Source organism: Klebsiella ornithinolytica (assembly GCF_030505655.1).
Lineage (GTDB): Bacteria > Pseudomonadota > Gammaproteobacteria > Enterobacterales > Enterobacteriaceae > Klebsiella > Klebsiella ornithinolytica.
Genome location: NZ_CP130154.1, coordinates 25,415 through 47,121 on the forward strand (window position 1 = coordinate 25,415; position 21,707 = coordinate 47,121).

23 protein-coding genes are annotated in these 21,707 nt (G+C 42.2%); 2 read left to right on the forward strand and 21 right to left on the reverse strand.

Annotation, left to right across the window (positions count from 1 at the left end; all coding sequences use genetic code 11):
• Positions 1-529 precede the first annotated feature (529 nt).
• Positions 530-1,414, forward strand: coding sequence for a RepB family plasmid replication initiator protein (locus Q1L34_RS26365; RefSeq protein WP_014839932.1), 885 nt, complete (start codon positions 530-532; stop codon positions 1,412-1,414).
• A gap of 736 nt (positions 1,415-2,150) precedes the next feature.
• Here Q1L34_RS26365 and Q1L34_RS26370 read toward each other — a convergent pair.
• The gene (locus Q1L34_RS26370) at positions 2,151-3,212 is read right to left on the reverse strand and encodes a hypothetical protein (protein ID WP_049593898.1); all 1,062 of its coding nucleotides are present in this window, start codon (positions 3,210-3,212) and stop codon (positions 2,151-2,153) included.
• A gap of 86 nt (positions 3,213-3,298) precedes the next feature.
• Positions 3,299-3,553, reverse strand: coding sequence for an Hha/YmoA family nucleoid-associated regulatory protein (locus Q1L34_RS26375; RefSeq protein WP_017900677.1), 255 nt, complete (start codon positions 3,551-3,553; stop codon positions 3,299-3,301).
• 173 nt (positions 3,554-3,726) lie between these two features.
• Between Q1L34_RS26375 and Q1L34_RS26380 the strand changes: the two genes are divergently transcribed.
• Positions 3,727-4,860: a tyrosine-type recombinase/integrase gene (locus tag Q1L34_RS26380; RefSeq protein WP_014839933.1), complete on the forward strand. Its 1,134-nt coding sequence runs from the start codon at positions 3,727-3,729 to the stop codon at positions 4,858-4,860.
• Positions 4,861-4,920: 60 nt separating this feature from the next.
• Here the strand turns inward: Q1L34_RS26380 and Q1L34_RS26385 are convergent, their stop codons facing one another.
• The 19 genes from Q1L34_RS26385 to Q1L34_RS26475 form a co-directional block, all read right to left on the reverse strand.
• Entirely contained in the window at positions 4,921-5,238 is a 318-nt protein-coding gene (locus Q1L34_RS26385; RefSeq protein WP_024266348.1) for a hypothetical protein, read from the reverse strand.
• Positions 5,239-5,273: 35 nt separating this feature from the next.
• Complete coding sequence (locus tag Q1L34_RS26390; protein WP_024266349.1) at positions 5,274-6,332, reverse strand: hypothetical protein; 1,059 nt, start codon at positions 6,330-6,332, stop codon at positions 5,274-5,276.
• A 3-nt stretch (positions 6,333-6,335) separates the two neighbouring features.
• A complete protein-coding gene (locus Q1L34_RS26395; protein ID WP_014839934.1) occupies positions 6,336-6,659 on the reverse strand; it encodes a hypothetical protein in 324 nt (107 codons plus the stop codon).
• On the reverse strand, positions 6,659-7,414 hold the full coding sequence (locus Q1L34_RS26400) for a hypothetical protein (protein WP_014839935.1): 756 nt from the start codon (positions 7,412-7,414) through the stop codon (positions 6,659-6,661). Before Q1L34_RS26400 ends, Q1L34_RS26395 begins: the two co-directional genes overlap by 1 nt.
• On the reverse strand, positions 7,411-8,370 hold the full coding sequence (locus tag Q1L34_RS26405) for a DNA replication terminus site-binding protein (RefSeq protein WP_014839936.1): 960 nt from the start codon (positions 8,368-8,370) through the stop codon (positions 7,411-7,413). The genes Q1L34_RS26400 and Q1L34_RS26405 overlap by 4 nt, the downstream gene beginning before the upstream one ends.
• A 458-nt stretch (positions 8,371-8,828) precedes the next feature.
• A complete protein-coding gene (locus Q1L34_RS26410) occupies positions 8,829-9,272 on the reverse strand; it encodes a hypothetical protein (protein WP_017901130.1) in 444 nt (147 codons plus the stop codon).
• A gap of 68 nt (positions 9,273-9,340) precedes the next feature.
• Positions 9,341-9,583 (reverse strand): hypothetical protein, encoded by a 243-nt coding sequence (locus Q1L34_RS26415; protein ID WP_017901131.1) that lies wholly within the window; start codon positions 9,581-9,583, stop codon positions 9,341-9,343.
• Positions 9,570-10,178, reverse strand: coding sequence for a hypothetical protein (locus tag Q1L34_RS26420; protein WP_017901132.1), 609 nt, complete (start codon positions 10,176-10,178; stop codon positions 9,570-9,572). The genes Q1L34_RS26415 and Q1L34_RS26420 overlap by 14 nt, the downstream gene beginning before the upstream one ends.
• Positions 10,171-10,392: a hypothetical protein gene (locus Q1L34_RS26425; RefSeq protein ID WP_223226682.1), complete on the reverse strand. Its 222-nt coding sequence runs from the start codon at positions 10,390-10,392 to the stop codon at positions 10,171-10,173. The genes Q1L34_RS26420 and Q1L34_RS26425 overlap by 8 nt, the downstream gene beginning before the upstream one ends.
• 139 nt (positions 10,393-10,531) lie before the next feature.
• On the reverse strand, positions 10,532-11,071 hold the full coding sequence (locus tag Q1L34_RS26430) for a hypothetical protein (protein ID WP_017901134.1): 540 nt from the start codon (positions 11,069-11,071) through the stop codon (positions 10,532-10,534).
• A gap of 70 nt (positions 11,072-11,141) precedes the next feature.
• Positions 11,142-12,386, reverse strand: a complete 1,245-nt coding sequence (locus Q1L34_RS26435; RefSeq protein WP_024266351.1) for a DUF7146 domain-containing protein — start codon at positions 12,384-12,386, stop codon at positions 11,142-11,144.
• Positions 12,387-12,495: 109 nt separating this feature from the next.
• Complete coding sequence (locus tag Q1L34_RS26440) at positions 12,496-12,726, reverse strand: hypothetical protein (RefSeq protein ID WP_017901136.1); 231 nt, start codon at positions 12,724-12,726, stop codon at positions 12,496-12,498.
• 72 nt (positions 12,727-12,798) lie between these two features.
• Positions 12,799-14,709 (reverse strand): vWA domain-containing protein, encoded by a 1,911-nt coding sequence (locus Q1L34_RS26445; RefSeq protein WP_223226683.1) that lies wholly within the window; start codon positions 14,707-14,709, stop codon positions 12,799-12,801.
• 63 nt (positions 14,710-14,772) lie between these two features.
• Positions 14,773-15,849, reverse strand: a complete 1,077-nt coding sequence (locus Q1L34_RS26450; RefSeq protein ID WP_024266353.1) for a DUF3150 domain-containing protein — start codon at positions 15,847-15,849, stop codon at positions 14,773-14,775.
• A 96-nt stretch (positions 15,850-15,945) separates the two neighbouring features.
• On the reverse strand, positions 15,946-16,998 hold the full coding sequence (locus Q1L34_RS26455) for an ATP-binding protein (RefSeq protein WP_017901140.1): 1,053 nt from the start codon (positions 16,996-16,998) through the stop codon (positions 15,946-15,948).
• 27 nt (positions 16,999-17,025) lie between these two features.
• Positions 17,026-17,847: a hypothetical protein gene (locus Q1L34_RS26460; protein ID WP_017901141.1), complete on the reverse strand. Its 822-nt coding sequence runs from the start codon at positions 17,845-17,847 to the stop codon at positions 17,026-17,028.
• Between the two features lie 61 nt (positions 17,848-17,908).
• On the reverse strand, positions 17,909-18,262 hold the full coding sequence (locus tag Q1L34_RS26465) for a hypothetical protein (RefSeq protein WP_017901142.1): 354 nt from the start codon (positions 18,260-18,262) through the stop codon (positions 17,909-17,911).
• A 129-nt stretch (positions 18,263-18,391) separates the two neighbouring features.
• The gene (locus Q1L34_RS26470) at positions 18,392-19,411 is read right to left on the reverse strand and encodes a hypothetical protein (protein WP_025999333.1); all 1,020 of its coding nucleotides are present in this window, start codon (positions 19,409-19,411) and stop codon (positions 18,392-18,394) included.
• A 333-nt stretch (positions 19,412-19,744) separates the two neighbouring features.
• Positions 19,745-21,544 carry a UvrD-helicase domain-containing protein gene (locus Q1L34_RS26475; RefSeq protein WP_024266356.1) on the reverse strand — a complete coding sequence of 600 codons (1,800 nt, stop codon included), beginning with the start codon at positions 21,542-21,544 and terminating at the stop codon, positions 19,745-19,747.
• Between the last annotated feature and the right edge of the window lie 163 nt (positions 21,545-21,707).

Consider the following 21,707-nt stretch of genomic DNA (forward strand, 5'->3'; position numbering starts at 1 on the left):
TCGGATACAGTAGACCTTATCCGTGCTTCAGCCAGCTCACGCGATTTAGCGTCAGATTCATTAAACCCGGGTCTGCGGTACCACCGGTTATTTTGCGTCTGATGCCACAACAGCGTCTCCTTTGGTCCTGGACATTATACCTGCTTCACCCTCCCCCCCATTTTCAGTCAGCATGATATCTGCAGACTGTACTTCTCTACCGGCGATGCGTGGTTTAAACATTTCTGCGATCCCCTGATTATTTTGGAGTTATCCACCGGATAGAATAATTAATTAAGATTAATGAGGTTTATACAAAGAACAACAAAGGATAAAAAAGATTAGCGATCGGCTTAGCCCTTTATTCATGCGGCTTTCAGGGGTTCTGTATCATCGCTGGCGGGTAGCTCATCAACGCTGGAGGGCAAATGCTCAACGCTGGAGGGTCAGTAATCAACGCTGGCGGGTTGTTTATCAACGCTGGCGGGTTGTAACTATCAACGCTAGCGGGTATTCTCCATAAGTATCCACAAGCGGGGCTTTTCTCACAATGAACAGTGAAAACAATCAATTACCGTTAATTATCACTGAAATGGAAAAAAGTACGGGCGAAGTTATACAGCTGATCCCCAACTCGAAACAAAGCATCCAACCTAAATCGCTTCTGCGACTGGGTGTATTTGTTCCGACCCTGAAAGATGGCTCTGATTCCATGTCCAGAGGACATCACATCGACGCCACCAGGGAGTTGTGCAGAATGTCCTCTCTCTCCGGAGAAGGTTACGAGAAGATCAGCATTTTCGGCCCGCGCCTTGATATGGATACTGATTTTAAGGTCTGGTTAGGGATTGTGGATTCACTGACCAATAAGTACCTGGAAAAGGACGGCACTGTACGAATGAATTTCATTGATTTTGCATGCAGCTGCGGACTGGCGACAAAGCGTGTCGACTCCCGGTTACGCAAGCGATTCAGTGACTCTCTGACGCGAATTCAGCATACGCATTTCCAGTTTATAAAGCCGTCTTCGGTTGAAGGCAAAAAAATCAAAATTGATATGAGTCTGGTCTCTACCTCTTACTATGATGAGGGAACCGATGAGGTCATCATCAGGCCAAACCCGGACCTGAACACCCTCTACCAGGTCGATGGTAAAACCAGGCTATACCTTAAAATTCTGAAAACCCTGGCACGAAAAGAGTCAGCACAGGCGCTGTACCTGTACCTTGTGGAGTTACCGGATAACTTCTATCGCATTGGCTTTGACCGACTAAGGGAACGGCTGCAACTCACTGCACACAAAGGCTCTCAGAATGCCACCATCAAACGGGCACTGGAGCAACTGGAAGAAGCTGGCTTCCTGAAGTATTCGATCGAGAAATCCCGTGGCGATTATGTGCTTGTCATTCTAAACAGAAATAAGAAAATAGCCTGACTACTCCCGCTCTTAGCTGGCTACCACATACATCCCTTCTTCTCGTGCCCCCCGCACAGATCTGATATCAGGTGGCAATCAGCCACCAGCGTTGATACCCGTGGGCGTTACAGGCCCCGTTTACCCGCCAGCGATGATATCTGTGGTCGCTTCAGGCCCGGTTTACCCGCCAGCGATGATACCCGTGGCCGCTTCAGGCCCCGTTTACCCACCAGCGATGATACCCGTGGGCGTTACAGGCCTCGTTTACCCGCCAGCGGTGATACCCGTGGGCGTTACAGGCCCGGTTTACCCGCCAGCGATGATACCCGTGGCCGCTTCAGGCCCCGTTTACCCGCCAGCGATGATACCCGTGGGCGATGCAGAACCGGTTTACCCGCCAGCGGTGATACCCGTGGGCGTTACAGGCCCGGTTTACCCGCCAGCGATGATATCCGTGGCCGCTGCAGAGCCGGTTTACCCGCCAGCGATGATATCCGTGGCCGCTGCAGAGCCGGTTTACCCGTCAACGATGATATCTGCGGCCGATGCAGAACCGGTTTACCCGCCAGCGGTGATATCCATGGGTGTTACAGGCCCCGTTTACCCGCCAGCGGTGATACCCGTGGGCGTTACAGGCCCCGTTTACCCGCCAGCGGTGATACCCGTGGGCGTTACAGGCCCCATTTACCCGCCAGCGGTGATAACTTTAGGTTAAGTACTTGACAGAAAGGGGGGAAATGTCTGAGCGACCGTTTTACTTGTTCCGGTCATTGAGGAGAAACCAGTCATGAAAAGCCTGTTTGTCATCAAAGCCAGGCATGTTATGGATAGACATGTTCCAGTTGATTATTTTGACGATGAACCCTATGAATGCCAGTTCAGCATCATTCAGTTCACCATCACCTCTTTTACGTAAAAAAAAGTCGTACCAACGTTCGTAAGCCGGGACATTGATAGATTCTGAAGCCTCAAGCAGGCGTGGGATAAAATATACCAGCTCATCAAACGCTTTACTTCCTGGAGGTATATCGGCACGGCTTAAGCTACAGAGAAGGTTTATAGTGCACCTTAAATGATGCCACTGCAGAGACGGTGACGACGGTAATACATTCATGCTTATCGGCAATTCATGCGGGATCAGCGCAAGAAGCTGATTACCGCTGCTGGTGAACTCCCTCTTGTACTGGTGTAAGGCTTCAGGCTTAACCCTTTTCATCATTGGATGGTAGATCCATTTTTTCGCTTCCTCAGAAACGAAAAGTAACTTTTCTACCGCATCCATCAGCTTTATGCCTTCTCCCTTCTCCCGGTATGGAGCGACGATGCTTTCTATTCGAACCGCGTCTATCTCAACCAGCGCCAGCTGGCCGGTCTGGGCTAACAGGTCTGGATTTGGCTGGATGTCCTCAGCGGTATCATTGATGAAGATCCCGATAGTTGTGTCATTACACTGTCCGATAAGGTCAGCATTCAGCCCGCATACAATCCCACCAGCGGTGATGTTTTTCAGTGTGACAACACCTTTTTCCTTACCGTGCAAAAGGTGTGGAAGAGCCAGGAATTTTTTCTCCTGTATCTTCATCTGAATGTATTTTTTGAAATGTTGTAAGGTCAGTTCACTGCAAACGCCTTTAACATCCGTGGAGTGGCTGAAATGCCATTTTTTACTTTGTCCCTGTCTGGCTATCAGTGACGTGCCACAGATGAGGCAAATACAGTTGCACGAAAGACCATTTTCAACACTGGCAATATCAACAATTTGATTGGTGTCCTTATCAAAACCAAATGGGATCCACTTTCGTGCATTGCGTTTCATGTTGGCTCCTCGTTTTATGCAGATAAAATATTCTACATCAACTGGTTTACTCAAACCGGAGATAACATGATTAACTAAAGAATTATTTAAATATCATCAGGGATTAGACTCCATACAGAAGCAGGTATTTTGTCATATATTTTTTTCATATAAATTTCAGCTCTTCGGTGGTCATACGCACCATTCAGACTGGTAATTTCGTTTATTGCGCCGCCTTCATCATTTAATTTATCCAGGATACGTTCGAAAACTTTATCAAGGGTTTCTGTTGTGCTGCATTTTCTGAACTTCAGAAGATAAACTTCTCTGAGGTTGCTTTCAGCTTTAGGGCTTTTCAACAACGTTGCTCCAGGACATGTTTAGAACTCTCAATATGCTCGAAACAATAAATGAATCCCCACAGACTGGCAAGTCAGGTATTTATGGTTTTTTGTGATTGTTCCTGGCTTTGAACAAAAATACTGTTAGTATACTGTTTATAAAACCAGTACTGTTAAAAGACATGAGATCTTCCATGACAGATAAAACTAAGCTGATAGCCCTTTCTCGTCCCGATGACATGAGCGCACTGGATGCGCTTAAGCTGTTACGTTTCCGACGCTACAACACGGCAAGAAGCCAGTTAAGGACCACCCGTGTCTGGTCGTCATGGTGTGCCAAAAATGGCCTGACGCCCTTCCCTGTGACGGCTGTTGATGTTGAGCGTTATATCAACGGGCTGAATGGTTCCGTCAAAATGGCGACCATTTCTCATTTCATTGCGTGCCTTTCGAGTGTTAACGGGAGCCTCGGGTTCCCTGACTTCCGCAACGTTCTTATTAAGGCGCTTGTCCAGGTCTGGCGGGCGCGGGAAAATGAGAAAAAAGTGATTACCGGTCAGGCGCTCCCCTTTATGGTTGCAGACCTTAATATACTCCGTCGGGCCCTTCAGAAGAGCGACGACATCAGGGATATCCGCGATCTGGCTATGATCTGGGTTGGTTTTGAAACGCTGCTGCGCAACGTGGAAATCCGGAGGATTAAAACCGGTGACCTCAAATGGCAAAATGACAATGACTGTTACCTTCTGGATGTAATGCGGACCAAAACAAGCCTGTCGAGCAACCTGACGTTTCAACTTTCGCCACAGTGCAGCCGACACGTCAGGCGACTGATTGAAACGGTGGAGTATACGGATACAGAAACCTTCGGGAACCGTTACCTGTTTCAACCTGTCAACGTCCATACAAACCGGTATTTTCCGGCCACCAGCAGTAAGCTGTCCAGAGGCAAATCTATAGATAACATGCTCCTGAAGGCTGGCTTCAATCAGTCGTTGCTCACTCAGCTGCAGAAGGACTCACAGGTCACACGAGAGGATGTCGGTATTCTGTCCTCCAATTCACTGAACCAGGCATTTTCGCGCCTGTGGGATATAGCCGGTAAAGTGGGTGATAACCGGCAGTCTGGCCGGTACATTAAGTGGACAGGGCACAGTGTGCGAGTCGGGGGGGCTATTGAACTGTTCAGGGACGGATACACTCTGGAGAAAATTACGGAGATGGGGAACTGGTCTGATCCGAAAATGGTTTTCCGGTATATCAGGGCATACCTTGCCAGTGAAAAAGCCATGGTGAGCTTTATGCGCAATCATCTTGACGATATATAACCATAGCCCGGGGATGCCTGTAAACAGGTGTTAACGTGCTATGGGGTTAATGAAACGTCGTTAAATATTAATCTCCTTTAAACCGGTTAATACAAAATTACCTTTTTCAGATAGAGTGTCGAAGTCATTCAGACTGAACTCATGGGTATGAAACCAGACAACACGACACGTAGGACAGGTAACCGGTAATTCATCTTCGCCTATTTTCTCGCAATTATGGATAATTTCACCCTGCTCATTCCTGTCGATATTATAACCACTTGTGCAGAGTGTTTCATACCCATGTGCACCTGTGACAATATGAGTGGCTGTTCTTTCTTTAACCTCTCCATTTATTTTTATCTGTTCGCGGGTGGTAATTGTTCGTTTATTGTTCACTGTGCCTCCTGAACGAATGTGGTAATATTATGATACTAATCTTGTATTAACTCTTTCTTCGGTCGGGGAAACGCCTCAGGAAGGACCACGCGATCAAGAAATTTAAAAAGCTCATCACCTTTCAGAAACGTTCTTGAACGGAGTTCATTTACCATATCGTTGTGTACCGAGCGATTAATGTCAAAAAAAAGATCAAGCATTAACTGCTGCTCCGCTTTGAGAGCTATCAATTTACTCTCATTATGCTCTACCTGTTCTTTCGTTTTTGGATGCATGTGATATATGCCACGGGTAAGGTTAGACAGATAAGAGTCTGCTGTTTTCAACCATCGGGCATGATCATTGGAGCTCCCTAATGATTCATGACCGGTATGTGAGCGTTCCCCGGCATTCCCGGCCAACAGTAACAGCATGAACCATTCAGCCATTGTTTTTTCATCAAGGTTATGAGGCTTTAAGCCATCCTGTACATAACCCAGTGAGCCCGAATTATCCGCTTTAGCCTTAGCCACGACCAAAAGATTTGATGGGTACTCATCAAAAGCAGCGTATACCATCGCATGACCCGCTTCATGTGCGGCGATAAATAACCGGTCCTGAACCGTAACCCTGGTCGTTACAGGAGTGCCGTAAGAATAGTTGCCATGATCATGCCGCAAGGGATTGCAATATGATATGCCGGTTTTCGAACAGGTTAAAATAAATTGAGTGAGAGCAATGACAAATAACACACTAATAGCCAGGTTCGGTGTATCGATGAGCTTGTCACCGAAAATGCCAATGGCAGACAGAACAGCAATATACGCGGTAGACCCGTATAACAATGAGGGGTATGTGTTCGGGGAAAGATATAATGGATAAATAAGTATACAGAAAAGTCCACTAATCATAACAAATTTCTGGACTAACACCGCGTCATAGTGTTCTGGGGTGCGGAATAAATGCAGAGACACCCACATTATTAAGCTGCATGCTCCCAGCCGTCCTGTTTCCTTCAGTATGCGGCCGTAAGGAAGAAAGACAAAGAAATGCCTTAACTGTCTCCAGAATCGCTTCTGGCGAGTTTCACGAAGAAAATTTTCAAATAATTTCATTATTTATCGCTTTTGCTCTGCCTTTTCGGTTTTCCGTTGTTTTTTCATTCTCCGTTTTTCCTTGATACCCGCCAGGGTGTAAAGAACAACTGAAGCAATGAAATTTACCAGCGCAGCAAATTCTACCCCCAGATGAATCACTGCCGGTGTGATGGGTAAGAATAAAGCCACAAGAAGCAGAATAAATGAAATGATACACCGTAAGGCCTTCCCTTCCCTACCGTCACCCTGATTATTATGGTTCGCACCGGCACCGATTTTGCTTGTCAAAAAATTCAGGCCGTACGCACACAGGGCGGTTACGACCATGAAAATTGCATAATTCATTATTCCTCCTGGGGTTTTAATCTCAGCCTGACCACATTGACCAGTTTCTTAATGCCGTCCTCGCCTGGAACAAACACATAGCGATACCTCGGCCATGTAGTGTGAGTAAAAACCTCACCAGCTGTTTTCATATCAAGTGGCAAGAATCTTTCTGTCATGCTCTCTGGTAATTTATCTACGGAGATCATCCCTTTCCTGAAACTTTTAACCATCAGAGCAAGCGGGGTTTTGCAATTTTTATTACTCATGGTTTCTGTGTAACGGATCATCCCTCCCATCGTGACCTGAACTTTACCGAGTTCACAATCAAACAATGGCATCACAGGCCAGAAAGGAATTTCAAGACTCGTGCTGGTCAGAGCTTGTTCGTAGCCCTGCTCACTGGTTTCCACCGTTGTGTTAAGTCCCGGGAACAGAGCATGCATAAACCGGATGACCTTGACCACCCCGGGTGTACTGGCTTTGCGCTGATAGATATCAGGCAACCACGGCGATGTACTGGCCCATAAGGTAGTTGAGGCATAGACCTGTTTCTCCATATGCCACAGAAGGGAGGGATCCGACAGAAAATGATGGACTGTAAGCAACTCAGCCAGGAATCTGTCTTCACTCGGTTGTGTCATGGCATGTTTAAAACTGATCTGAACCCGGAAACGTTCCTTAGCGTTCAGAAACGATATTCCGCGACTGACCGCAACCTCGTATCGCCTGTTGGCCGGGTCCGCATGACAAATACCGGTTAAAATCCGGTTCATGCCAACTCCTTAATCACTTCTACCAGCCCGATGCGGGGCAGGACAGAACGATATTTTTCTTCAAAATTCCCGCGCTTCTGCCTTTCACCTTTTTCGTAATCTTTTAACGGGTTAAAGCGGCCCGGTTCACTGAACAAAATTAAAGGTAAAGGTGCCCGGAAGTTAAGTTTGTACGGTCCGGACAGGTCATCAGGATCATCAGGGCTGGTGTACCGGATATTGACGTTAACAGCAGGAAAGTTACTTTCCCGAATGAAACGAAACTTCCTCAGCTGCTCATCTTCATGACAGGCCTCTTCATTGAGCGCTGACAACATCATGATTTCCTCAATGCGCTCCTGCTTCAGTCGCTTAACATCCTGTAATGTCAGACTGATATCGGGCTTTAATTCCGTTAGTTCCCTGCGTAAGCGATCAATAACCGTTTCCAGACGAGTGAACTTATGAACGACCGGAATTTGCCAGGTGAAACCGAGAGTGCGAATTTTCTGAGTCACTATGCGGATGTTACGTGATACCTGCAGGGTTACCAGCCACGGGCAGACCTGATGCAGTATTTCTGACCGGGTGTCCTTATATTGAGTGATACCTTTGACCACATCAGCGAAGTTGTCACGAAGGCGGTTGATTTCACCCACCAGCTCAGTCACCAGGTCATGGTTGTTGTTGACTACAATATACCCGGGATATTTACGGGTGATTTTAGTTGAATAAGGTTCATTTTTGGCCTGGCTTTTATCAACCCGCTGCTGCCGGTAGATATCTACCAGGGTATCGAGATCGGGCTCCGAGTGAGACACTTTAATATACTGTGGCGGGTCATATTCCTCCACGCTACGTGGCTCCGGGAGCGAAGCAAGGTAAGTTGACCCGATATCGCTGTCCCGGAGCAAACTGTGCAGATCATCGAGTTTGCGTAGTTGCTCTTCATTGTAATGTGCGAAGTCAGTATTCATATCTTCTCCCGTTTCAGGTGACCAACGTTGGACGGTAGACGCTAAATGAACTCAGGTAAAGTCTTAAACGTGAGCCACACCGGAAGCCGACGTCCGTCCTGACACACCCGAATCAACCGGTATCGAGTTTTCTCCATTGACACAAGCCAGTAACCAGCAGGGACAGGCCGGTTAATCGTTATCAGCTTCAGTCCGTAAAACCCACACGAAATTAACATGCGCCCGTCGTGCTCCCTGAAAATGAAACTGAAGGAGGGATAAAGCAGCCAGAATGCCGTCAGGTAAATGTACCAGGTATAAGGGACCGTTAGCTGCAGGATTTCATAGTTACGCACCGTCGCTGTAATGAGTCCAAGGCTTAATATTGCCCCTATACCTGCATAGAGTTTAAACGATGGACTTTCGTAGTTCTTCCAGGTAATGCTTCCAATACGGTGCACTTTACACATCGTCTTGCCTCACTGAAATTGTATTTGGCCTTTCATACGGGGAATAATTTCCTTCTCCCACAAAGACCTGGAATTGCCATGCCCCCCCTGAAGTTGCATAGCACAGACTCTGTTAAAAACGGATATCTCTTTCCTGATTGCCTGGGTTTGACGATCCGTGAGTACAATGTATTCCGGTACCAGTTGCATGACACCGTTCATCATTTCAGCCTTCATTATTCCTGGGCCATCTTTTTTGTCAGCCTCATCGGTTTCCTTCACATTGAATCCAAATGAACAAAGAAGCTGACCCTGGGCCTTAGGCCCCATCTGGACACCCCGGCTGTCGACCGTAAAACGAACGATCGCGTGGTCCCCCCCTTCATCACTGGTTATGTTTCTTACCAACATGCTGATTGGAGTCATATGTAACCAGCTGTAGATTCCCAAAACAATTTCTTCTTTTAAAATCATATTCAATTTGTCGGTTCTCTTTTTCTCATTAATGAATATGAAAACATAAAAAACGGCTCTGTAAAGCCCTAATCTGTCGAAAGCAGAGGTTTTGTATTTTTTAATTTGTACTCAATAAAAATTCCGGCCGCATCAGCTGTTGTTATTTCAGACAATATGGCGTCAATGATTTCAGGCTCAGTGATGTTATTAAATCCCAGCTTACGGACCATTTCTTTGACGCGCTCAAAACGTCGAGCCGTGACGGTATCGATGACAAAACTATTTACTGGTACGTCATCAGATACGACAGGCATCTCAGTTAGTTTCATGTTCTTTCTCCAGATCCGGGATGTAAGCAAAATTGAACGCAATGGCTTTTTCCGGGGAATCACCCGCAATGAGCTTTAACCATGAGTAAGAGTCGTGCTGGCTCAGAAAAATAACAAGATAACCTTTGTCTGCACCGTTGCGCTCTTTGATAAACTTTATCTCTTTATCCATTCCGAAGCCCATTGGTCCGTGTATGACACACGATTGCTCAGGAAGCATCGAACTGAACATGGATATAACGACATCTCTTAGCTCTAAATTTTCGTGGGCAATGAAAGCTACCTTTTTACCTTCGTTAACCGAAGCTACAATGCTTTTCACACTTGATTTCACGTTATAGCGATAGACAATCAAGCGGAGGCGAGTCATGCAGAGGCAAATAATACCCGCGCAGCTGACCAGAGCGCCGTACACTGACCCCTCTATAAACCAGTTTAGGCCCCCAACAACCAGTAGCCCCAAAAAAGTAACTATGCTCAGAATGAAAATAAAAAAGTTAATTTTGTGGTCTTTAGGGTACCAGGTAGATGCAACGGCCATGATAGCCATTGCGCCGACTAATGCATACATTGAAAGGTCATACGGGTTACTCATCAACAGTCTCGCAATCGTGACCAGGGCAACCCCTGATAGTTGAAAAATTAGGACATTCCTGGGGAGTTATAAGTCGCTCACCGGCCTCATAACGCTTTTGTAAGTCCATACGTAAAGCTTCTGCGTTGTCACTCCCCAGGAGATAGAGAAGTAACTCGTCATCGGCCAAAAGTAACTTTTCCAGGTCGTAGCATTCGTGTTTGTAGTCCATCATCCCTCCTTGAAACTATTAAATCACAGAGAAAAGGTTAACTTTCTGGACTAAAGACCTAAAATTGCGCATTAGCGATAAATTTTTGATAAAAAAAAAGCGCATAAAATATGCGCTCTTTTTTATAGACAACAATGGGTAATTAATTCATACAGAGCATGTGATTCTTAACTCTTTCTATGAAGTTACTCATTGAGGGAAGGTTTAACTCGTCCCCTATGCGTTGACAGTCAAAAAGCGACTGTGCAGGGGAATAGTTAAATCCTTTATTATTGACAAACTCTAAAATCTCTTTCAGATAGGAGTTTTTGCTACCGGCACTGAAGGAGTTGAGTAAAGGCCCGCGATCTAAAAGTTCACCAGCTGCTTTTTTCGACAAGCTAATGCTTTGCTTGCTTATGATCTTACAATGATAGTAATCAAAGTTATCACTTCCTTCCCAGTCAAGATACTTAGAAGAGTGAAACTCCGAAAGCAAAAGCAACATTGTGCCATGATCGCGAACAACATATAAAAATTCGAAATTACCATTCATCAACGCTTGTTTAACTAAGCGCAAATCAATCTCTATGTCGTAGTCATACCACGGATTGTTAACGAGGGAAGCTGAATGCTTCAGAATGAAGTCTTCTTTTACCCAGTTAAAAACCGCTTCGATATCAAAATCATAATAAAAGTTCATAGTGGGCTCTCCTTAATAAAAAAGAGAGAGAGCCCCCACAGGGAGAACTCTCCCTGTATGGGTTATGAAATTAGTTAATCAGGTCAAAAAATCTTTCTTCCAGTCTGGCCGGGAAAGCTTCATGACCCTTGAGCATCAATACATCATTCCAGTCGACACCTTTTGCACCATCAGGAATGTCCAGTTCAGGTAAATGAACATTAACGCAGACTTTCGCATCAGGATACCGTTCAGCAAGTAAGGGCTCCATACGGCTCTTAAGAACACGTGCAGCGAACTCACCAGCTTGCTTACCGGTTTTGGGGTTAAGCCGATCTTTATCTGCCCAAATCGATAACTCAATGAATTGGCAATCAGAAGGTGGCATTAAATGCTCTGGTATTTCCAGCATTTCCATAAACGTTGAACTTGAAGATGCCCAGCACGGAATTGAGGTCGCCTCTGTGACAGATAACGCATTCTCAATACCTTCACTAATACCCAAAAACCATGACTTTGATTCTTCACAGTAAGTAGGCTTAAATAACTGCATCGAACCACCATTCATCTGGTAGACCGGTTTCATTATTAATTTAGGAAATTGAACATCAGCTTTTTTATGTCCATCATCAGTTAGATGGGTTTTATGGATGGTGCAGTTGCGACCATACTTGTCGTTAAAGATAGTAACCATCGTTGGGTGAAAACTAGCTGGTTTATTATCACCAGGCCAGTAACGCATTTTAGCATTTACCCCCAAACTGGCTGGTAGTTTTGTGAGCATCCTTTTTATTCCGCGCCCTGATAGATAACGAGCAACTAATGAATCGGGTGTCACAAATTTCGTGTACTTATAAACAGCTTCTAACTTGTTTATGCGACTAAGTCTTTCTTCCTCTCCAATATCTGAAAAGGATTGAGCCTTTTTCTCATAAAGAACAATGTTAACACGGTCGGCTTCATTTAACTTTCTATCCTTGGAAACTCCAATCATATCTAGAATGTCTTTTGCAGCCTGCGTTTTACTAAAGTTTTTAAGTTCAGCAATTAAATCGATGCCATCAATGAAAGCATTATGTGGATAATCCTCATGAATAGCATGAACACTTTCTAGGGTCCTATCTTTAAATCTGAATTTCGTTTTGCCACCACCAGTAAACGGGCATTTGACAGAACGCGGTGCTTTTTCCAAAGCCTCCTGAAACTCAGGATAGTACGTTAATACATTACGCCAACCACCCAGCTGCTGCACATGAGATTTGACTAGGTCAAAGGTATCTTGTGCGTGCTGCATAGGGGATTTAGCCGATGAATTATAATTTGTAGAATGACTCATAATACTCTCCTAGCTGACATTGTGGGTTTCACAATGCCTACTGCAATGCAGATAACATTGAGAAACCCACAACGCAGAATGAAGATGTGCCACGAGGTGGCACAATCATTTATAAGACTTCGAAACCATTAGAACGATATTTATTCACCAGTCTTTCAACCGCTGAATCCATCGCTTCGGAGTTAGCTTCTGAAAATTTAGTATCACGTACTAAACGTTCTACTGGCATAATTCCATCAACAACTTCACCTTCAGTGATGTATACCTTGGTTCCAAACATCCCACTGTCTAATTGACGAGAGTCAACACGTACACGTTTAATATATTTATTACCTTTCATATGTTTGCTCCTTAAAAGGCGAGCAAACATACCCAGGCGGGTATATAAGCCCGCAGGGGAAGATAATTAAATTTAAATAAGGCTTCTGATTAGATCTCGATACAAAGAGTTCAATTCAGAAATATCGTTTATTTTTTGAAAATAAACTCCATCAAAGCCTTGAGGTTTACTTATGCCATAACCGACACAAACGATTTCTATGCCATGTTTTTTAGCATTTTTAACAGCTGCACAAACTTCCTCTACTGTGTCTGATGGATCACCATCAGTAGCAATAAAGATAACTTTTCGCGAAAAATTCAAACGATTGAAATATTCAACACACGAATTAATCGCTTTGGCAGTTGGTGTATATAATCCGCTAGAGACATTTTCATAATTAGAAAAGCTTGCAGATACTGTTTTATTAAAAGATTTAATAACATCAATACAATCTACTTGTTGAACTGGATACACAATATCAGCAACATCAATATTGTTTACCGTTTCACAAGCCAGGGTAAAAGCAAGGTTTGCGTTTAAAGCTAAAACAGATACATCACACATAGATGCAGAGATATCACGAAGGTTAATTACACCGACATCAGACCTCTTGTATCCTTCCCCGCTTTTCCTAAACACAGATGTGGCACCCATTGGGACTTCAACAAGCTTTCTATCATGAAGACGAACTCCGCGATCGCTTAGCCTGTTGTTACGCCGTACATTCTGTTTATTCAAAGAAGAAAGTAACTTTCTTAGCTCACGAGAGTTATCCCGTGCGTTGTTATAGTCCTCTTCGGTGAGCGAGATAAAACCAAATCGAAAACCGAAGTGTTTTACATCAGCATCGCTGAAACTAGATGCCATTTGGCAAATAGCTCGTTTAATAGATTCATGAAAATCATGGGAATTATCCTGTTCAAAATCTGTATCCAGGTAATTATCAAGATCTTCAATAGCCTTTCTTAGCTGTGCCGGTGAGAAACTTGGTGTTGAACGTGAAGAAGAATCAGAGTCATCAGAGTCGTCTGACTTATCAGAGTCATCAGAGTCATCAGAGTCGTCAGAATCATCAGAGTCGTCAGAATCATCATAGTCATCAGAATCATCAGAATCATCAGAGTCATCAGAGTCATCAGAGTCGTCAGAATCATCAGAGTCGTCAGAATCATCAGAGTCGCCAGAATCATCAGAGTCAACAGAGTCATCAGAGTCATCAGAGTCATCAGATTTGTTCTGCTCCTCTTTATCTTTTAGATCATCACGTAACTTTTCAAATTCTTCATGTAGTTTTAATCCTAACTCGCACGCCATAAGAGTTGAATTAACTCCAGTAGCTTCGAGAATTAAAGAATCAAACCTGTCTTTCATGTCGAACAGAACAGTATCAGCAAGTGCAAAAAAATCATTCAGAATCTCAGGAATACCATCTTGCCCAAGTTGATTAACACGAAGTTTGTTTAAGATATACATTTCAATGTATGAAACGATATTTGAACCATCACCAGTCATACATCCGTCACTAACCATAAATGAATACATTTCTGCCAGCATGGTTTTTGAAAGCCGAAAGAAATTTCCAGTTTTCTCTTCCATCTGAATGTCTTCAAAAAGATTAATGCAGCGATGAAGTCTTTTAAGCTTAATTAGCGCTATTCTTTCATCATTTTTTGATGAAAAACTAGGGTTGCCATCAGGTAGAATACTTTCGAAACCAGGTTGTTTTGATAAATATTCATTTCTAAAATTTTCATACGTTTCAAGTTCAGTATAACGATTATGACCACCTTCATGACATATCCAGCCGCTACATAACTTCCAGTATTTGTCATTACTAAAGTCACCATTTGGTAAAAAAATAGCCTTTGTCTTCATGTTAATGCGTGGTGTTGTATTTGGCCCAAGAAAATGAACATTGAGATCAGGATCAGCACCAATAACACGAGCCATATTATCTACAGCTAACTTACTACGAACTGAGTTGTTAAGTTTAATCGTCATATAGCACCCATAAAAGTTAATGGGCGCACCCATGTGGGTTTGCCCACAAGGGATTAGAAGGAATCAAAAATTCAATGGAGTAGAGAAAGTTACTTTTTTCTGTACCGCATCAGTATTCGAGACCGGGGGTAAAGTAGAAGCCGGGGTATTAGCCTGGGTTACTTTTGTAGCAAAAGGATCAACAAATTTGGATCCAGTTTTATTAGCTAATTGGTCATCTAAATCGTTAAAACGATTTTTGATTTCGCTGATAAAACTAGTCACAAGATCGTCACCATCCATGATTTTGTTCAAACGATTAGTATCACTTAACAGTAACAACCATTCGCGGAACAAACTCATATGAAGTGGTGAATCCAGATTACCAGAAGGAAGATGGTTTAGTACGCTTTGGATAGAATCCGCAATTTTAGTTGCACGATTATCCAGAAACATAAAACTCACAACCTTATCTTTTAAATTAGACAACTTTTCTACAAAAGCCTGGTCAATCTTAGGCTTGGTGCAGGAAGCATAAATAGATTCAGCAGTCAGAGCAATATCTTGAATTAATCCGACTGAATAGCGATCACCTAAATCGTTTCCATCAATTGACATTGGTGTAAATGGAATTGGGTGACTAATCTGGAAAAGAAATGAATTTTCGAAATCCTTTCTTGTCATTCTTAATTTCTCAATTAAGTCTGCGAGTTTTGGACTTCTATCTTTTTCCATCTGAATGTAATATTCATAGTTATCTAGAGCATTCTGAATTCCTTCCTTGAAATATTCGCGGACGGCTTCAACTTCAATTAAATACTCTTCCAGCTTAGAAGTTGGGAGTATATTCATAGAGCTGAACGGAATGCAGTATTTACGTTTGAGTGTACTCAATCGCGTGTGAACAGCGCTTTTAAAGTTCAACGCTTTAGTTGAAATCCATTGGACTTCGACCTTGCTCACACTCGACTGGTCTGATACTTCATCTTCATCAAGAAACTGTCGTATTTCATCGGTTCTACGACGACCCTGACAACCTTCGACATCTACCTTAATAATAACGGCACCATCTTGTAACTCAGGATTACGGTCGATAAAATCTTGAACAGATTTACTGATTTCAGAGGTATCAGCAATAGCAGTGATTTTGACTTTAGCCATGATATTTCTCCAGTATAAACCGGAAAAATATCTCCCAGAGGGAAATATATTTCCCGGTGGGGGTAGGTTAAATTGTTTGTTTAAAATAGGTATCTATTACAATTGCGAAACTGAACGTGATACTTCTTCCGGGTACAGTTGTTCAAGCAAAATTTCAGCTCTACTACATGCTTCAGAAGATAACTTAGAAGTGAATGCAATTTTAAACCCAACAGAAATTTCTTCATCAAGGACTTTGGAGGTAGAAATCCATGAAATCAATTCACGAATATCCATCACCAGTTCGTCATCTTTGAGATTGTTAAGTTCAAAAGCAACTTTTGCAAACATTCTTAAACATGAAGGTTTTAAATCAGGAAAATGGGCTTCGGCTGCACAATACATAGTTTGTTCATCAGGTCGAATCATCGGCAATATTAAAAAACGCTTAATAAATGCAGAGTCCTGGGACTGTGATGAAGCGAAACGCATATCCTCTCCACTCATGTTGGTATTAGCGGTACCGATAAAACGGGTAAAGCGATTTGCATAAATCAACTCGCCACCTTCTTTACCAGTTGCCCACGGTTTACGTTCAAGCGGCATATGAAGCTTAGCGGCCGTATCTGGGTTTATTTTATCAATCTCATCAAGAAGAATGATATGCCCATCACGATAGCCTTGCACAAGGTCACTATAGACATAATGTGTATTGCCATTTTCTAACGTTCTCATACCTTCAAGGTCATCAACAGATAATTCATTATTAATTTGCTTGATGGTGATAGGCCAGTTCAGCATATGGCTGATATATAATGCTAACTCCGTTTTACCAGAACCAGACTCTCCTTGCAGGCAGATACCAGCAGTTACCTCATTATTTAAAAGTAACTTCACCGTACGGCGTAGGGTGATCGGGTTCGGACGATATTTAATGTTTAACGGAGCACGATAAGGCGTAACTTTTTTGAAAATGGGTATAAAATCATTTTCGTTAAAGCAGTCTACATTAAAATGTTCGTTTGCACGGACAACAATATATTCCTCCTCATCCATGTATTCCTTTGCTTTGGTTAACTCATGAGCTTTGAAATATTTAATTTCTAAATCAGAGTTTGCGTTCAAAGTCAGAACATTAGCATTGGTGTTAGCAGCAGTAGCGTGTGTCATATATAACTCCATTAGATATGTATAAAATTAAATGTTTTTGATAATAGCTTTGGAAGTGCTGAAAAGTAATCCGTAGTCAAAACCGTATGCATGAGATATGACCTTACAAGCATCAGAATGTAACCACAGAATATAATCAACAGCTTCTGTTTTGAGAACGTATGAATCGGTACTTTGATCCAGTGTCCAAGCGCCATTTTCACTTAAATAATCAAGGATAAGCATTTGCTCGTCGAAAATCTTTTTTAAGATTTTCAATCTGTCAGCTATTGACCATCGGATTATCAATGATCTCCTTGTGTCACAATATCTTTCATCCAGGAAATATGTCCATTTAATCGGCCCTTTGATGGGATGAGAAAATGTTAAGTTATCAGTTTCCAATGATTTAATAAGATTTTGCATTGACTCTCTTGTTCGTATCTCAAGTAAAAGTCGCGACTTAATAAAACTAATAATTTCATCAGGGTCATATCCAAAACGATGACACACAATTTGAAATTGTTTTGTACAATACCAATCTAACTCAATTTTTAATTTGGGAGTTAAATATCGAAACCCATGGGCATCAATTTTATAAACCATAGACTGGTCTATATGGTACTGAACAGTTACAAACGATGATTCCATTATTTTGTAGAAGAACGTGGAGATATGTTCATCGGACCAACTGAAATCATCGAGCTCTTGGTAGTTATGGTACGATACGTTGTTACCATCATCTTCATCGATTGAGCTTGACTCCACAGGTATATATACCTTTTCCTTAACCTCTTCATCTTCAAATAAGAATCTGAAACTAAGTTGGTTTTCATTCACAATCTTTTTAAATTTACTACTTAAATGCATGATAGGGTTCTCCAAAGGAGAAACCCAAATGGGATTTCTCCCAGTAGGGGGTAAAAAATTATTAACGTGTTAAGAACCGGGAACCGCCGAAACCTTCAATAGGCTTAGGAGCTCTGTGAATCAATTTCTGGGCCTGGACTCTTACAACAGTCAATTCACCAGAGTGAACTTTATCCGTCACCAGACAACCAGATATCATCAGGTTATCGCCTCGTATAATCTCTTTAAACTCCTTATCATACAGGTCTTGAGGTATTTTCACCTGAATCGATGAAACTACCATTTCTATTTTACCATTTCTATCCATTTCCTGTTTGTTATCCAGTATTAGCATAATAGTGTCATATTCAGGACGAATAATAACCTTATTAACTTCACCGGATACGCAAACGGTATTAATGTGATTTGTATACATATTAGGTCTCTTTTAAAAAAGTAAAAAGAGACCCAGAAGGAGTCTCTTTTCTCCTTACGGAAATGAAATAACAAAACTAAATATTAATGCAATCATCTTTAATCACCTTCCCTTGAAACAAGAAAGGAATTAAAAAAAACCAGAATAACTAAAAAAATTATAAAGACTAACAGAGATACCATATGCAATAAGAGCACAAGCAGAACCTTTCAGTACTCTTGAAACTGTTACATCATAGAGTTTACCTGAGTCTTTAAGATCGTCTTTCTTAGCTTCGATCATAACTTCATTATCTTGATTCTTTTCCATTGCTGCTCGGGCTTTCAATTCATCATCTTTCAATGATGCTTCAAGCTTAAGCAGGCGAGGCATTAAATCAGCAACAACAAAATCAAAACCATTTACTTTGTGGATCATCATTTCTTTGAAAGATAAGTCATAATGCTTATCCTTAAGGCCAAACTCCTGCATCAAAGGCTTCAATTTACCATAAAGGTCATTGAGGTCCTGATGAGGGGATTCAACAGTCTCAATAAAGTGCTGACGTTTATAAAAAACATGCACCTCATCTAAGACCATTTCAAGCCATTGACCCACTTTAACAGCTCCAAGCTTAATCAGTTTTTCTTTACCGAAGTTAAGATTTTCTGATGTGATGATAGAGCTAATATTCAACTCAACAAATTTTTTATCTAGAGATGACAAAAAATCTTCGAGGTTTTTTTCACGCGGAATATCAGGAAACTCTTCAAGAAGTTGCTCAGCCTCATCGAGGTCGATCTCCTTAATGAATGCATCACCAACATTAACGCTATAGATTACAGAACGTTCACAACCAACTAAATGCTTCAGTTTAGAACTTTCTTCAAGCGCTTTTAACTCGATTACGCGGCTGACAGATTCTGTCATGTACCAGACGTATGTCTTATCGTTATCAGAGCCCTTTTCTAATTTAGATATATCACTACCAGTATTTGATGGTGGGATTTCTTCACCATAAAATGCTTTAGCATGAGCCATCAAAATTGAGTCTTTATCAATTTTGTTAGCAGCCGGTCGTGAAGTTCTAGCAGTAGTGGAGCTTTTAGCACGAGTAGCAGCTGTAGCATTAGATTTAGCAGTAGATTTAGCAGTAGTAGAAGTAGTCATTTTATATACCTTTAAATTTAGTGTTAATTCAATTGAACCGTGTTTACAGTTTTGTTGAAATTGGCGAATGCCGTCGTTTATCACCCGGAAGCAACAAACCGCCTGAATTTATACTTTTCTGGCATTAAAAAGTCCGTAGAAAGTCACTTTTAAAAAAGTAATTAAGCTACGAGTTGTGGAAATACAGATGTGAGAAATCGCACCAGCGCCACTTTTTTTTGGAAGAGGCTCTGGTGTCGAAACTCAAAATTGAGCTATCCATTTATGGATATCTTAGAAGAGATAAAGGTATTAAAAGTAAATCTATTGAGAAGTTTATACATCATTCGTGTTTCATTGTAAACACAAATCTTCATTACCCTCGATAACTGCATTTTCTTCTGATAACTCAACAACTTTAGGGAACGACTCAGTTATAAATTCTGATGGTTTGCCATTCCAGGTAATGTAAAGCTCTAGCTCTGCCCTGGTCATCCCAACAAAAAACAAACGTCTCTCCTCTTCTATTCCTTCCTCACCAATAACCTTCGGTGAAGGTATTTGATCATGGTTACAGTTAATGATGATTACTTTTTTCCATTCGAGTCCTTTTGAGCCATGAAGCGTACAGAGGCAGATCCCGTTTTGCTCTGTTTCACTGGTTTCCTTTTTACTTCCCATGGTCATTCCAGCTGCAATATTCAGCATCTTGAGCCATCCATCTTTTATGGCCCATCGGTAACAGGACATTAAAGAGATACGGGTTACAGACGGGTCTCCTTTTGTATTCGACATCTTGTAACCGGCCATCCCCAGCCAATCTTTGATTTTTTTAAAACGGTCTTCAATTTCTTCTTTTATCAGTGTATCTGTCATCATCGATACCATGTGCTTATGAAGCGTTTTTGTAAGAACAGATACATCATGAGGGAGGTCAATTTGTTGAAAAGTTACTTTTCTGGTGCTCATGGTTTTCCAGACCATATCCAGAATTTGCTCATCCTCATTGAAAAAGGACAGCACTCTTTTCATCAGCCCAATGTTGCCAGGCTGTCGGAAAAAGGAGAACAGGTGAAGGATGTTACTTGGCTCTAACCCTTCCCAGAATGATTTACCCCCTATCCTTGTTACAGGCATTTCAAGGTAGCTTTCCATCTTGTCTAGGGTTGTGTTGTTTCGGCTGAGGATTGCCCAGTCATGAGGGTTTCGCTCCACCAGCTCCTTAATCACATCGAATTGGTCCTCAGCGTTAGCTGACCGTATAAAAGTTACTTTCCCCTTATCACCTTTTCTGCCAGAAACGAGGCTCTTCTCATAACGGGCCTTGTTCTTCCTGATAACGGTATCTGCATACTTGAGGATCAGCGGAGCGCACCTGAAACATTTTGTCAGGTGAAAAACGTTAGGGTTGTATGCTTTGTCAAACTGACGAAAAATCTTTACACCACCGGCATCTCTGAAACTGTAGATGGTCTGGTCATCATCTCCAACAATCGTTGTGTTGATTCCCCTCTTTGCATGCTCAGATATCCAGGTAAATTGAATACTATCGGTGTCCTGCACTTCATCAACAATCAGATGCGTGATGCTTAATGGTCTCATCTTGTCGGCACTCAACATGCCCACTACATACTTTGATAGTGAGTTGAAGTCAGCAACATTATCCTTTTTGCAAAAGTTCATGTACTCGTTGTAGAAGGCCACCTGTTCGCGTGTATATTTAATCCTGATAATGTCTGGGTTCAGCTCACGACCAATCCCGTCAATGAATGGCATAATGTCGTAGACACCTTCATGGTAGTTAAGGTGTTTTTGAACTCGGGAAACCATTGCCATTTGCTTGTGACCAATCAGCAGCCCACCGTTCCAGCCTGACTGGTTAACCATTTTTTTTATAAACCCGTGGAAAGTATCTACCTCTATCCTACTCATAAACTTAGGCTCTATCATTTTCTGGAGGCTATTTTTTAATGAGTCTGTCGCTGCCCGGGTAAAGGTGACTAGAGAAACCCTTGCCAAAGGATGGCGCTGAAAAATGGACTTTGTACCTTCTTTCATCGTGAATGATTTCCCACTTCCTGGGCAGGCTATAACCATAGTGTTTTTATCCATGTTTCGTATAACACGGTCTTGTTCTTCAGTACTCGATGCCATCTTAGCTCCTATATTTCCAAGTGTTTATCATGACACAATCAGGAGGATTTTTTTGGGAATAGTGTCTATTTAAGAAGGTTGTCAATTTTTATTCATTTTAATGTTTGCTCATCTGTAATTAACTTGCACATAAGAAGATCAATCTTAACTCAGTTCACTCTTA